Origin of the sequence: Cupriavidus sp. SW-Y-13 (genome assembly GCF_009793345.1) — a bacterium.
In the GTDB taxonomy this organism is placed as follows: Bacteria; Pseudomonadota; Gammaproteobacteria; order Burkholderiales; family Burkholderiaceae; genus Cupriavidus.
The window spans coordinates 1,842,863-1,856,498 of the sequence record NZ_WHLX01000001.1; the positions used below are offsets into that span (position 1 = coordinate 1,842,863).

The 13,636-nt window shown below is 64.2% G+C and carries 10 protein-coding genes; 6 read left to right on the top strand and 4 right to left on the bottom strand.

Features of this window, described 5'->3' with window-relative positions:
- Window positions 1-117 precede the first annotated feature (117 nt).
- The 3 genes from GA566_RS08235 to GA566_RS08245 all read right to left on the bottom strand — a co-directional run bounded on the left by GA566_RS08235 (window position 118) and on the right by GA566_RS08245 (window position 2,342).
- On the bottom strand, window positions 118-726 hold the full coding sequence (locus GA566_RS08235; RefSeq protein ID WP_137927498.1) for a DUF4136 domain-containing protein: 609 nt from the start codon (window positions 724-726) through the stop codon (window positions 118-120).
- A 74-nt stretch (window positions 727-800) separates the two neighbouring features.
- Window positions 801-1,214 (bottom strand): DoxX family protein, encoded by a 414-nt coding sequence (locus GA566_RS08240; protein ID WP_137927485.1) that lies wholly within the window; start codon window positions 1,212-1,214, stop codon window positions 801-803.
- A 150-nt stretch (window positions 1,215-1,364) separates the two neighbouring features.
- On the bottom strand, window positions 1,365-2,342 hold the full coding sequence (locus GA566_RS08245) for a LysR substrate-binding domain-containing protein (RefSeq protein WP_137927486.1): 978 nt from the start codon (window positions 2,340-2,342) through the stop codon (window positions 1,365-1,367).
- A 142-nt stretch (window positions 2,343-2,484) separates the two neighbouring features.
- Here GA566_RS08245 and GA566_RS08250 point away from each other — a divergent pair, with 142 nt between their 5' ends.
- Together GA566_RS08250 and egtB are read left to right on the top strand one after the other, a co-directional pair.
- A complete protein-coding gene (locus GA566_RS08250) occupies window positions 2,485-3,102 on the top strand; it encodes an FMN-dependent NADH-azoreductase (protein WP_160472475.1) in 618 nt (205 codons plus the stop codon).
- A gap of 234 nt (window positions 3,103-3,336) precedes the next feature.
- A complete protein-coding gene (egtB, locus tag GA566_RS08255) occupies window positions 3,337-4,632 on the top strand; it encodes an ergothioneine biosynthesis protein EgtB (protein WP_160472477.1) in 1,296 nt (431 codons plus the stop codon).
- Window positions 4,633-4,917: 285 nt separating this feature from the next.
- On the opposite strand, the gene prpR is transcribed toward egtB, so the two are convergent.
- Window positions 4,918-6,864: a propionate catabolism operon regulatory protein PrpR gene (gene prpR, locus GA566_RS08260; RefSeq protein ID WP_160472478.1), complete on the bottom strand. Its 1,947-nt coding sequence runs from the start codon at window positions 6,862-6,864 to the stop codon at window positions 4,918-4,920.
- A 322-nt stretch (window positions 6,865-7,186) separates the two neighbouring features.
- Here prpR and prpB point away from each other — a divergent pair, with 322 nt between their 5' ends.
- The 4 genes from prpB (at window position 7,187) to prpF (ending at window position 13,316) form a co-directional block, all read left to right on the top strand.
- Window positions 7,187-8,095 (top strand): methylisocitrate lyase, encoded by a 909-nt coding sequence (prpB, locus tag GA566_RS08265; RefSeq protein WP_137927490.1) that lies wholly within the window; start codon window positions 7,187-7,189, stop codon window positions 8,093-8,095.
- 109 nt (window positions 8,096-8,204) lie between these two features.
- Window positions 8,205-9,362, top strand: coding sequence for a 2-methylcitrate synthase (prpC, locus tag GA566_RS08270; RefSeq protein ID WP_137927491.1), 1,158 nt, complete (start codon window positions 8,205-8,207; stop codon window positions 9,360-9,362).
- A 127-nt stretch (window positions 9,363-9,489) separates the two neighbouring features.
- On the top strand, window positions 9,490-12,093 hold the full coding sequence (acnD, locus tag GA566_RS08275; RefSeq protein WP_160472479.1) for a Fe/S-dependent 2-methylisocitrate dehydratase AcnD: 2,604 nt from the start codon (window positions 9,490-9,492) through the stop codon (window positions 12,091-12,093).
- A 29-nt stretch (window positions 12,094-12,122) separates the two neighbouring features.
- Entirely contained in the window at window positions 12,123-13,316 is a 1,194-nt protein-coding gene (gene prpF, locus GA566_RS08280) for a 2-methylaconitate cis-trans isomerase PrpF (protein WP_160472480.1), read from the top strand.
- The last annotated feature ends 320 nt before the right edge of the window (window positions 13,317-13,636 follow it).

Genomic DNA, 13,636 nt, shown 5'->3' on the forward strand with positions numbered 1-13,636 from the left:
CACGGGCAGCGATTGTAGCGGGTCTGGATCGGCGAGACCGTCGCGCGCACAAAAACTTACCCGGAACTTTCGCTAAAGTTTTCGATTGCGGGCGTTGTGGCGCGTTTTTGCGAGGAATTACTTCGCAGGCGGCGGGCTGACCGGCGACGGTTGTCCGGCCCGGAAGGGGTACTTGGTAAAGATCTTGCCCACGACCTTGTCGATGGCCGCCTGGTTGTTCTGCGGATCGGCCTGGCTGGCGTCGCCCTGCGCGATGCCTTCCCAGACGAGCTGGTTCTTTTTCGCGTCGATCACGTCGATGTTCAGCGTGCCTTCGGTGTAGGTGTACGTGTCGTTATAGAACCCGTAGCCCGGCCATGGCGCATAGAGACCGCCACGATACGCGTAGTAGCCCGCGTAGCCCGGCGGTGGCAACGGCGCCGGGTTGCTCACGATCTGCTGCCGGAACTGCACGTTGAAGTTGACCAGCAGGTCCGGCCGCTGCGGCGCGAACTGGTAGCCACGCGCCGTCATTTCGCGCTGCACGGCGCCTTTCAGATACTGCGTGGTCAGGGTCTCGTACCCTTGCCGGTCCGTCCCCAGCTTCGGCTCGAAGCCGAACGTCCGGAACTGCCCAAAATCGACACTGCGGTTGTAGTCCGAGCGAATGTCCGGGCCAGTGGCGCAGCCGGTCAGCGCCAGCGCTGCCAGCAGTGCGCCAGCCACAGGCAGGCCACGCAGGGCCATGTGGCACTGCGACAGTTTCGTGAATTGCATGCGAGCTCCTGATTGCGTCGAGTGACGTCTGATGACGTCGAGTCCTAGTTCCATTTACCGTCGATGCCGCCCACGCTCAGGCGGCCCGCACCGAGAAACGCCACGGCCAGCGCCGCTGCCAGGTACATGCCCTGCAGTTCCAGCGCCCAACCGCCTGTGTTCGCCATTTCGCCAAGCTGCTTGACGTGGACCAGCCCCAACGCGAACAGCATGTTGACGGCGATGATGAGACCGCCCAGCCGCGTGAACAGGCCAATGATCAACAAGATGGGCGCCACCACTTCACCGATGTAGACGCCATAGGCCACGAAGGAAGGCAGCCCGGCCTGCGCCACTACCTGCATGACGAATCCGGGACCCGCCATCAACTTGGCAATACCGTGAAGGAGGATCAGCACCCCGAGGGCTATCCGCAGAATGGCCTTGCCAAGGTCTTGCGTTCCTTGCGTGCGACTCATGGTGTTCCCTCCTGAAAGTCCTGCCGTTGGATGCAGATCCACATGTGACCTGCATTCAACTACCTTAGCCCGTGCCGACGTGAAGGTAAAGACGCTAACTTGTCGCGTTTGACCGGATTCCAGCCTATCCGCACGCTTTTCAGCAGGTGCCTACGCGTCCTCTCCCGGTGGCAGCCCCATGGGCGGTGTCAGGTGCATCGCCAATCCACCATGCGGCATCATGCCGACCCGGCGTGCATGCTCGGGCAGCACCTCGGCCAGGAAATCGAGAAAACGCCGCAACGCAGGCGTCACGCCCTGGCGGGACGGGAACACCGCGTGCAAGACGCCCATCGGCAGATCCCACTGCGGCAGCACCACTTCAAGCTCGCCGCGCTCGATTTCGTCTCGGCAGTACATGCGCGGCAACATCGCGACCCCTGCACCTGCGATGGCGGCTTCGCGCAGCAGCGCGAACTCGTCGGAAATCAGGCGCGGCTGGTAGCCGATGTGGACGGGCTCTCCTGACTTGTCGAACAGCGTCCAGACATGGCGGCCTTCGTGCGGCTTCTGTCCCAGGCCCGGCATGCCTTCCAGCGCCTGCGGCGTACGGGGCCGACCGATGCTGTCGAGCAGCGCGGGACTGGCCACCAGTTTCAGGTCGCTCTTGCCGAACGTGCGCACAGCCAGGCTGGAATCGTCGAGCACGTTGCGCACGCGCAGGGCCAGGTCGAAGCCCTCGGCAATCACATCTACGCGTCGATTGGTCGCCTCGATCTCCAGTTCGATGCCGGGATTGGCACGCATGAACTGGCCGATGCTGGGCGCCAGCAGGATCTGCACGATTGCAACCGGGCAACTGACCTTCAGTACGCCGCCGGGTTGCTCGCGGGCGCTGTCGATCACCTCGCGCGCCGCCTCGGCAGCCTGGAGCATCTCGCGGCACCGCGCGTAATAGGCTTCACCGAGTGGTGTGACACGCACCTGTCGTGTGGTGCGGCGAAGCAGTTGCACGCCCAGGTCACGCTCCAACTGGGCAATACGGCGGGAGAGCCGCGACTTGGGGACACCGCTGGCGCGGCTGGCGGCCGAGAAACTGCCGTGCTGCACGACCTGTGCAAAGAGGGACAAATCGTTGAGATCCTGCATGTCTGACCTTGGGGGCGATTAATGGGGGCTCGTTCGTCGTTGCATCTGCAGAACAATCATTTGCATTTTGCCTCACTACCGGCATCAATGGCGACCCTCTATCTTTCAGTCCATCCAAACGAACTTCAGTGGGGCCAGACAAATGAACATCCTCCAGATCGATTCCAGCGTCCTCGGTGACAACTCCGTTTCGCGCAACCTGACCGCCGCCGTGGTGGCCGACCTTGTCGCAGCCAACCCCGCCGCCAACGTGACCGTCCGCGACCTCAACCGCGAGGCACCCGCCCACCTGACCGACAACCTGCTGCCCGTGCTGGGCGGCCCGAAGGAAGGGCTGAACGCAGAACAGCAAGCCGAACTCGATCGCACGGAAGCCTTTCTGGCCGAATTCCTGGCTGCCGATGTGCTGGTGATCGGTGCACCGCAATACAACTTCGGTATTCCGAGCCAGCTCAAGGCCTGGATCGACCGTATCGCCCAGGCTGGCCGCACGTTCCGCTACACGGCCAACGGCCCCGAAGGTCTGGCCAAGGCGCGTGCGATCGTGGTGTCGTCGCGTGGCGGCGTGCGCCAGGACGATTCGGCGCTGGACCTGCACGAGATCACCATGAACGCCGTACTGCGCTTCCTGGGCGTGACGGATATCCAGTTTGTCCGTGCTCATGGACTGGCGATGGGTCCGGAATCCCGCGAAGCCGGCCTGAACCAGGCCCGTACCGAGATTGCCGCGCTGAACGACGCCGTACGCGCTGCCGCCTGAGTCTGAATCTGCTACGACCCATCACTCCGTGAAGTACCCGGCGCCATCCCGTTGGCGCCGACGCTGCCACCCGCATCCCCTTACCTCTCCGGTCGGGGGATGCGGGTTTTTTTGTTTTTCTGGCGTGACCGCGTAGGCGCCAACCTACACCCACACCCGATCTCCGGCCGCTCGCCCCGCCGGGCGGATAGGTCTATGATGGTTCGACTGTCCGCCACGCCACCGGGAGCCTGCATGCCCACAGCCTCAGCACTGTTGCCAGCCACCGCCAGCCATCCTCCGCAGGAACCCGCACTGCTGTCCCAGTACCGCCATGTGCGCGCCGCCAGCGAAATGCTTGTGGCGGACCTGACCGATGCCGATGCCACCGTGCAGTCGATGGACGATGCCAGCCCGGCCAAGTGGCACCTGGCCCATACGACGTGGTTTTTCGAGGAGTTCGTGCTCGCCGCACGGCTACCCGATTACGAACCCGTCGACCCCCAGTATCGCTACCTGTTCAACTCCTATTACGAAGCGGTTGGCGCGCGTCATCCGCGTCCGAAGCGCGGTCTGCTGACCCGGCCCACGCTCGACGAGGTGCTGGCCTATCGCGAAGCCGTCGACGAGAGCATGTTCTCGCTGCTCATGACTGCGCAGACCGACGACGAAGCGGCGCTCATCACCCTTGGCCTGAATCACGAGCAGCAGCACCAGGAGCTGTTGCTGACGGACATCCTGCACCTGTTCGCCCAGAATCCGCTGCGGCCTGCCTATGCGCCGGAACTGGCGGAGCCGGTGGTGGCGGACCCGCGTCCCGCACCGGAATGGGTGCGCTTTGCCGGCGACATCGTCTCGATCGGGCATGGCAGTGACGATTTCGCGTTCGACTGCGAAGGCCCTCGGCACCAGGTGCTGCTGCGGCCGTTCGCGCTATGTACGCATCCGGTGAGCAACCATCAATGGTTCGAGTTCATCGAGGATGGCGGCTACCAGACGGCTGGACTATGGCTGTCCGATGGCTGGCGCTGGGTCTGCGACAACCAGATCGAGGCGCCGCTGTACTGGGAAGCGCGCGAAGGTACATGGTGGCAGATGAGCCTGCGCGGCATGCATCCCGTCGATCCGGATAGCCCGGTGACGCACGTGAGTTTTTTCGAAGCCGACGCGTTCGCACGCTGGGCCGAGCGCCGGCTGCCGACCGAAGCCGAATGGGAGCACGCGGCCCGCAATCTGCACGCCACCGGCAACTTCATCGAAGGCCGCGCGCTGCGCCCACTGCCGGATCGGCAGAACACGTCAGGTGTGCTGCGCCAGATGTTCGGAGATGTCTGGGAATGGACCGCCAGCGCCTTCCTGCCCTACCCCGGTTTTCAGCCGAGCACGGGAGCGGTGGGCGAGTACAACGGCAAGTTCATGAGCAGCCAGATGGTGTTGCGCGGCGGGTCGTGCGTCACGCCCGAGTCGCACATCCGGGCGACATACCGGAATTTCTTCTACCCGCATCAACGGTGGCAGTTCACGGGGGTACGGTTGGCGGATGATGTTTGACTGACTGCCTGGCTCCTGCAGACGAAGAGGAAAAGGCTCGCCCGGAATCGGGGGAGCCTTTTTTGTTTGGGTGGGGAGAATATTGGCGGTTAATTGCGTTACTAGCCTTCGCGCCGTCCATTTGTTTGCTCCCCTCTCCCGCCGCAGGTGGGAGAGGGGTTGGGGGAGAGGGCGTGGCGGTGAAAAATCTGAGCGTGATTGGCAAGCAGATCCGCTTGCCCTCACCCCCAGCCCCTCTCCCGCGTCGCGGGAGAGGGGAGCGAAATCCGTGGGAGATGAGAACGCTTACGCTCCCTTCAACCGCCTCCACAACGTCGTCGCACTAATCCCCAGCTTCGCGCACGCCTCGGCGCGGTTGCCGCCGCACTCCTCCAGCACACGGCGGATGTGGTCGGTTTCGCTCATCCGGGCAATACCGGCCAGCGATGGCGCGGCTTCGCGGGTGGCGAACAGTTCGGGCACGGCGGCCTGCAATTCCTGCTGCAAGGCCATCGGGGCAAGTTCCACCCCTGCCACCAGCACCGCGATCCGTTCGGTCACGTTCTCCAGTTCACGGATATTGCCTGGCCAGTCGTAAGACGCCAGACGCTCGGACACCAGCCTTGGCAGAGGCTGCGGCGCCGCGATGCCCAGTCGTTCCTGCGCACGGCGATAGAGCAGCAACGCCAGCGCGGCGAGGTCGGCGGAGCGCTCGCGCAGCGGTGGCATTTCGATGCGGAGGATGTTGAGCCGGTAGTAGAGATCCTGGCGGAACGTGCCATCGCGCACGAGCGCGGCGAGGTCCCGGTGCGTGGCGGCGATGACGCGCACGTTGACCGGCACCGCTTCGATCCCGCCAATCGGCAGCACCTGTTTTTCCTGCAGTACACGCAGCAGCCGGGTCTGCAGTGCAGGCGGCATGTCGCCCACCTCGTCGAGGAACAGCGTGCCGTTATGGGCCGATTCGAACAAGCCCGCCTTGCCGCCCCGTCGCGCGCCCGTAAAGGCGCCTTCCTCGTAGCCGAACAGTTCCGATTCGAGCAGCGTTTCCGGGAAAGCCGCGCAATTGACTGCGACGAACGGAAACGCGCGGCGCGGACTGGCGTCGTGCATGCCTTGCGCCAGCACTTCCTTGCCGGTGCCACTCTCGCCGCTCACAAGCACGGTGGAATCCACCACGGCGTAGCGCCGCGCCAGCGCCCGCAAACCCGACATTGCCGCCGAATCGCCAGCCAGATCATCCAGGCTGTATCGCACCCCAGCAGCCCGGGGACGATTGCGCGAGCGCAGGTTGCGGTCCGCACGATGAATCGCGTTGGCATCCTGGATGGTCAGCACCGCACCGGAACTACCCGCCTCGCCAACAATGGGAATGCGATTGACCACGACCATGCGATCACCGAGCCGATGGATCGCCTCCAGATCGCTCGTGCCGCTCTGCATCACGCCATCGAGCGACAAACCCGGTGCCAGCGTCGAGAGCTTACGGCCCACGGCCACGCCCGCCGGTGTGCCAAGAAATCGCTCCATGGCAGGATTGAACGCCTGGACGCGCCCTTCCGCATCCACGGCGGCCACACCTTCGTTCAGATGGGCCAGGATGGCATTCACGTAGTCGCGCCGCGTGGATTCGATACGCCGCAGCCGCGCGGCCTCGATCGCATCTTCCAGCGCCAGCCGCACGGCATTACCGGAATACAGGAACACGCCCACCAGCCCGTACTTGTCCGCAAGGTCCGTCACCATGCCCGGCCCCACCACCACGCGAATGCCCTCTTCCCTGAGCGCCCGCACACGCGCCGTGGCGTCGTCTTCGGTCAGGTAGGTGTAGCGCGGAATATCGAGGCCGAACGCCTGCACGAACTCGTCGACTTCAGCGTAGGTCGAGGCGTGCGTCACCAGCGCCACCTTGGGAGAGATGCGCCGCGCCGTGGCCAGCGCGCTCATCACGTCGAAGCCGGTCACCTTGACCAGCACCACGGGCACGTCCACGTGCTGCCGCAGATAGGCACCATTGGAGCCGCCCGCCACCACGACATCCACCCGGTTCTCGCGCGCCTCGCGATTGATGGCGCTGGCTGCTGCTTCGAAGGCGCGCCCGACGATGCGGAACTCGGCCCGCGCTGCGTAGGCGGGAATCAAGTCGGCAAACGCACGCGACAGTCGGCTGATCCCCATTGCCCATATCCTGGGCCGGGCGCCGGCAGCAGTGGGAGGGGTGGGTTTCAGCGCGATGGAAGGCAGGGACGACATGGCGGGAGAGCCGGGTAAGGCATATAGTCGGTCGGGGTGTTGGCATTGTGCGCCGCTGCCCCATGCATTTCAACTTTGAAATGCATGGAATTCATCGAAATACGTGAAAGTGAAATCCACACGACACGGAAGGTGGCCCCAAGTTGCGCACAAGGAACCCAACCCCTTGAAACGTAAGGGATTACGAGATACCCGCGAGCCGATCCATTCACTCGCAGTACGGTCCCATCCTGCTGGCACACCCCTTGCGCTTCATTGCACCGCCCTGCCCCCGAAGCAGCTTTGAAACGAAATCGAATAGAAGACCAACGAGATCCACGCCATGACCTTCACCGCCAACGAACTCGCCCGCTCCGCAGGTGCCCGCTTCCGCCAGGCTCTGATCGATGAATCCCCGCTGCAGATCCCGGGCACGATCAACGCCAATCACGCCCTGCTGGCCAAGCGCGCCGGTTACCGTGCGATCTACCTGTCGGGCGGCGGCGTGGCAGCCGGTTCGCTGGGCCTGCCGGACCTCGGCATCTCGAACCTGGACGATGTCCTGACCGATATCCGCCGCATCACCGATGTCTGCGACACGCCGCTGCTGGTCGATGTCGATACCGGCTTCGGCTCTTCCGCTTTCAACGTGGCCCGCACTACGCGCTCGTTGATCAAGTTCGGCGCAGCGGCCATGCATATCGAGGACCAGGTGGGCGCCAAGCGCTGCGGCCATCGCCCGGGCAAGGAAATCGTCGGTCAGGATGAAATGGTCGACCGCATCAAGGCCGCCGTGGATGCCCGTACCGACCAGAACTTCGTGATCATGGCCCGTACCGACGCGCTGGCCGTGGAAGGACTGGACAAGGCGATCGAGCGTGCCGTGGCCTGCGTGGAAGCCGGCGCCGACGCCATCTTCCCGGAAGCCATGACCGATCTGGCCATGTATGCGAAGTTCGTCGATGCCGTGAAGGTGCCCGTGCTGGCCAACCTGACCGAGTTCGGCGCCACCCCGTATTTCACGCTCGATGACCTGCGCAGCGTGGGCGTGGCGATGTCGCTGTACCCGCTGTCGGCCTTCCGCGCCGCCAACAAGGCTGCCGAAAACGTCTACGCCGCCATCCGCCGCGACGGCACCCAGAAGAATGTGGTCGATACGATGCAGACGCGCGCCGAACTGTACGAGCGGATCGACTACCATGCCTACGAGAACAAGCTCGACGCGCTGTTCGCACAAGGCAAGGGCAAGTAAGACCCGACCGCCTCCGAGACAGAGACAACCTTCAGTTCCGATTAGCGAGAGAACCACCATGGCAGCTCGCAAGCCCACCTCACAGAAAGCACAAAACAAGGAGACCCCGATGTCCGAAGCCCAACCGCTGGCCACGCCGAAGCCCAAGAAGTCTGTTGCCCTGTCCGGGATTGCCGCCGGCAATACCGCGCTGTGCACCGTAGGCCGCAGCGGCAACGATCTCCACTATCGCGGCTACGACATTCTCGACATCGCCGATACCTGCGAATTCGAGGAACTGGCCCACCTGCTGGTCCACGGCAAGCTGCCCACCCGCGCCGAACTGGCCGCCTACAAGGCCAAGCTCAAGGCGCTGCGCGGCCTGCCCGCCAACGTCAAGGCTGCACTGGAATGGGTGCCCGCCAGCGCCCACCCGATGGACGTGATGCGCACCGGCGTGTCCGTACTCGGCACGGTGCTGCCGGAGAAGGACGACCACAACGTGCCGGGCGCACGCGATATCGCAGACCGCCTGATGGCCAGCCTGGGTTCGATGCTGCTGTACTGGTATCACTACAGCCACAACGGCCGCCGCATCGAAGTGGAAACCGACGACGACTCCATCGCCGCCCACTTCCTGCACCTGCTGCATGGCGTGCCGCCGTCAAAGCTGTGGGAACGTGCGATGCAGACCTCGCTGAATCTCTACGCCGAGCACGAATTCAACGCCTCGACGTTCGCCTGCCGCGTGGTGGCCGGTACGGGTTCTGACATGTACTCGGCCATCTGCGGCGGTATCGGCGCGCTGCGCGGCCCGAAGCATGGCGGTGCCAACGAAGTGGCATTCGAGATCCAGAAACGCTACGACACGCCGGACGAGGCCGAGGCCGATATCCGTCGCCGTGTGGAGAACAAGGAAGTGGTGATTGGCTTTGGCCACCCGGTGTACACGATCAGCGATCCGCGTAACGTGGTGATCAAGGAAGTGGCGCGCAAGCTGTCGAAGGACGCCGGTTCGATGAAGATGTTCAACATCGCCGAGCGCCTGGAAACGGTCATGGCCGACGCCAAGAAGATGTTCCCGAACCTCGACTGGTTCAGCGCAGTGAGCTACCACATGATGGGCGTGCCCACGGCGATGTTCACGCCGCTGTTCGTGATTGCGCGCACCTCGGGCTGGGCCGCGCACGTGATCGAGCAACGCATCGACAACAAGATCATTCGTCCCACGGCCAACTACACCGGCCCGGAAAACCTGAAGTTCGTGCCGATCGAGAAGCGCGCCTGAGTCTGCACAACTCAGTCCGCACAACTCGCATCGTCCGGGGGCAACCCCAGTCACTAGTAAAAGTGCCACCGCCCGCTGCGTTCCCCTGGAACCGCGCGGGCGGCAAGCACCCAGTCCTCACGCCGCCATGAACACCGCCTATCGCAAGCCGCTGCCTGGTACGAAGCTCGACTACTTCGATGCCCGCGCCGCCGTCAATGACATCTCCCCCGGCGCCTGGGACAAGCTGCCCTACACCTCCCGCGTGCTCGCCGAAAACCTCGTGCGCCGCTGCGACCCGGCCACGCTGACCGACTCGCTCAAGCAGTTGATCGAGCGCCGCCGCGACCTGGACTTTCCGTGGTTCCCGGCCCGCGTGGTCTGCCACGACATCCTGGGCCAGACCGCACTGGTGGATCTGGCTGGCTTGCGCGATGCCATTGCCGATCAAGGCGGCGATCCGGCCAAGGTCAACCCGGTGGTCCCGGTGCAACTGATCGTCGACCACTCGTTGGCCGTGGAATGTGGCGGCTTTGATCCGGATGCGTTCAAGAAGAATCGCGCCATCGAGGATCGCCGCAACGAAGACCGCTTCGACTTCATCAACTGGACCAAGAAGGCGTTCCGCAACGTCGACGTGATCCCGCCGGGCAACGGCATCATGCACCAGATCAATCTGGAGAAGATGTCGCCGGTGATCCATGCCGATACCGTGAGCGGCGTGGCCTATCCCGACACCTGCGTCGGCACTGACAGCCACACGCCGCACGTGGATGCGCTGGGCGTGATCGCCATCGGCGTGGGCGGACTGGAAGCCGAAAACGTGATGCTGGGCCGCGCGTCGTGGATGCGCCTGCCGGACATCGTCGGCGTGGAACTGACCGGCCGCCGCCAGCCGGGCATCACCGCCACCGACATCGTGCTGGCCCTGACCGAATTCCTGCGCCAGCAAAAGGTGGTGGGCGCGTATCTGGAATTCCGGGGCGAAGGTGCGTCTAGCCTGACGCTGGGCGACCGCGCCACGATCTCGAACATGGCGCCCGAGTACGGCGCCACGGCTGCGATGTTCTTCATCGACGGCCAGGCCACCGAATACCTGCGCCTGACCGGCCGCGACGAAGCACAGGTGCAACTCGTCGAGACCTACGCAAAGACGGCTGGCCTCTGGGCCGATGCCCTCGCCAATGCCGAGTACGAGCGCACGCTCTCGTTCGATCTTTCCACCGTGGTCCGCAACATGGCCGGTCCGTCGAACCCGCACAAGCGCCTGCCCACGTCCGACCTGGCCGCGCGCGGCATTGCCGGCAAGTGGGAAGAAACGCCGGGCCAGATGCCCGATGGCGCGGTCATCATCGCGGCCATCACGAGCTGCACGAACACCAGCAACCCGCGCAACGTGATCGCCGCCGCGCTGCTGGCCCGCAACGCCAATGCCAAGGGGCTGACGCGCAAGCCGTGGGTGAAGTCGTCGCTGGCACCGGGCTCCAAGGCGGTCGAGCTTTATCTCGAAGAAGCCAGGCTGCTGCCCGATCTCGAAAAGCTCGGCTTCGGCATCGTCGCGTTCGCCTGCACGACCTGCAATGGCATGTCTGGCGCGCTCGATCCGAAGATCCAGCAGGAAATCATCGATCGCGACCTGTACGCGACGGCAGTGCTCTCGGGCAACCGCAACTTCGATGGCCGCATCCACCCGTACGCCAAGCAGGCATTCCTGGCCTCGCCGCCGTTGGTGGTGGCCTATGCCATCGCCGGGACCATCCGTTTCGATATCGAGCAGGATGTGCTGGGCATCGGCACGGATGGCCAGCCGGTCTACCTGAAGGACATCTGGCCGAGCGACGAGGAAATCGACGCCATCGTGCGCCAGAGCGTCAAGCCCGAGCAGTTCCGCAAGGTCTACGAGCCGATGTTCGCGCTACATGCGGAGAACGACACGTCCATCGATCCGCTGTACGACTGGCGTCCGCAGAGCACGTATATCCGCCGCCCGCCGTACTGGGAAGGCGCCCTGGCCGGCGAACGCACGCTGCACGGCATGCGCGCGCTGGCGGTGCTGGGCGACAACATCACCACCGACCATCTTTCCCCGTCGAACGCGATCCTGCTGGACAGCGCGGCTGGCGAGTACCTGGCCAAAATGGGGCTGCCCGAAGAGGACTTCAACTCGTACGCCACGCACCGGGGCGATCACCTGACCGCCCAGCGCGCCACCTTCGCGAATCCGACCCTGCTTAACGAAATGGCCGTGGTCGATGGTGCCGTGAAGAAGGGTTCGCTGGCCCGCATCGAGCCGGAAGGCAAGGTGGTGCGGATGTGGGAAGCCATCGAGACCTACATGGAGCGCAAGCAGCCGCTGATCGTGATTGCCGGGGCCGACTACGGCCAGGGCTCGTCGCGTGACTGGGCAGCCAAGGGCGTGCGGCTGGCCGGTGTGGAGGCCATCGTTGCCGAAGGCTTCGAGCGCATCCACCGTACCAACCTGATCGGCATGGGCGTGTTGCCGGTGGAGTTCTATCCGGGCACCAACCGCACCACGCTCAACATCGACGGCACCGAAACCTTCGACGTGATCGGCGAACGCCGTCCGCGCGCGGAACTGACGCTGGTGATCCATCGCCGCGATGGCGACAAGATCGAAGTGCCGGTGCTGTGCCGCCTGGACAGCGACGAAGAAGTGTCGATCTACGAAGCCGGGGGCGTGCTGCAGCGCTTTGCGCAGGACTTCCTGGAATCGTCGCGCGCAGCGGCCTGATATCGCCGCGCTTGATTAGGACAATTACGATGGCTCACGCACCTCAAATCAAGATTCCCGCCACCTACCTGCGTGGCGGCACCAGCAAGGGCGTCTTCTTCCGATTGCAAGATCTGCCGGAAGCCGCGCAGGTGCCCGGCGCCGCACGCGACAAGCTGCTGCTGCGCGTGATCGGTAGCCCCGATCCGTACGGCAAGCAGATCGACGGCATGGGCGCCGCCACGTCGAGCACCAGCAAGACGGTGATCATCGCCAAGAGCACGCGTCCCGGTCACGACGTCGATTACCTGTTCGGTCAGGTATCGATCGATCAGCCATTCGTGGACTGGAGCGGCAACTGCGGCAACCTGTCGGCAGCCGTGGGGCCATTCGCGATCAGCAACGGCTTTATCGAGGCATCGCGGATTCCTCAAAACGGCACGGTTACCGTGAAGATCTGGCAAGCCAATATCGGCAAGACGATCATCGCGCACGTGCCGATCACGGACGGCGCAGTACAGGAGACCGGCGACTTCGAACTCGATGGCGTGACCTTCCCGGCTGCCGAGGTCCAGCTCGAATTCATGGACCCGGCTGCCGACGAAGGCGATGACGGCGGCGGTGCGATGTTCCCCACCGGTAACCTCGTCGATGACCTCGAAGTGCCCGGTGTCGGCACGCTGCGCGCCACGATGATCAACGCCGGCATCCCGACGATCTTCGTCGAGGCCGAGGCCATCGGCTACACGGGTACGGAGTTGCAGGACGCCATCAACGGCGACCCGAAGGCACTGGCGATGTTCGAAACCATCCGCGCCTACGGTGCGAAGCGCATGGGTCTGATCCAGAACATCGACGAGGCCAAGACGCGCCAGCACACACCGAAAGTCGCCTTCGTGGCGAAACCGGTGACCTACACGGCATCGAGCGGCAAGGCGGTCAAGGCCGAGGACGTGGACCTGCTGGTCCGCGCGCTGTCGATGGGCAAGCTGCACCACGCGATGATGGGCACGGCTGCAGTCGCCATCGGCACGGCGGCAGCAGTGCCCGGCACGCTCGTGAACCTGGCGGCGGGCGGCGGTGAGCGCGAGGCCGTGCGCTTCGGGCATCCGTCCGGCACGCTGCGTGTTGGCGCGCAAGCGGTGCAGGCCGATGGGCAATGGACAGTGAAGAAAGCCATCATGAGCCGCAGCGCACGCGTGCTGATGGAAGGCTGGGTAAGGGTGCCGGGAGACGCGTTCTGAGCAATACCTGATCGCTGATTCTTTAGATTGTTCGAGCGGCATCTTTTCGAAAGGGAAGATGCCGCTTTGTCTTATCAGGCGTACCTTTGCGGACTTGTGACAGCGCTGGCGCAGTTGTCGACGCAACTTTTTTTGGTGGGTATAGTGCTCGCTCTGTTGGTTGACGACGGCCCTCTCCCGCGCCTTTTGGTTTTCTCCCCTCTCCCTCTGGGAGAGGGGCCGGGGGAGAGGGCCAGCAGTACGTCAGCCGCAGTCTCATGACCCAGCCACCAGCGGCATCACCGCTTCCACAAGAAGTCGCCACGATGCCGCCAAGAGGA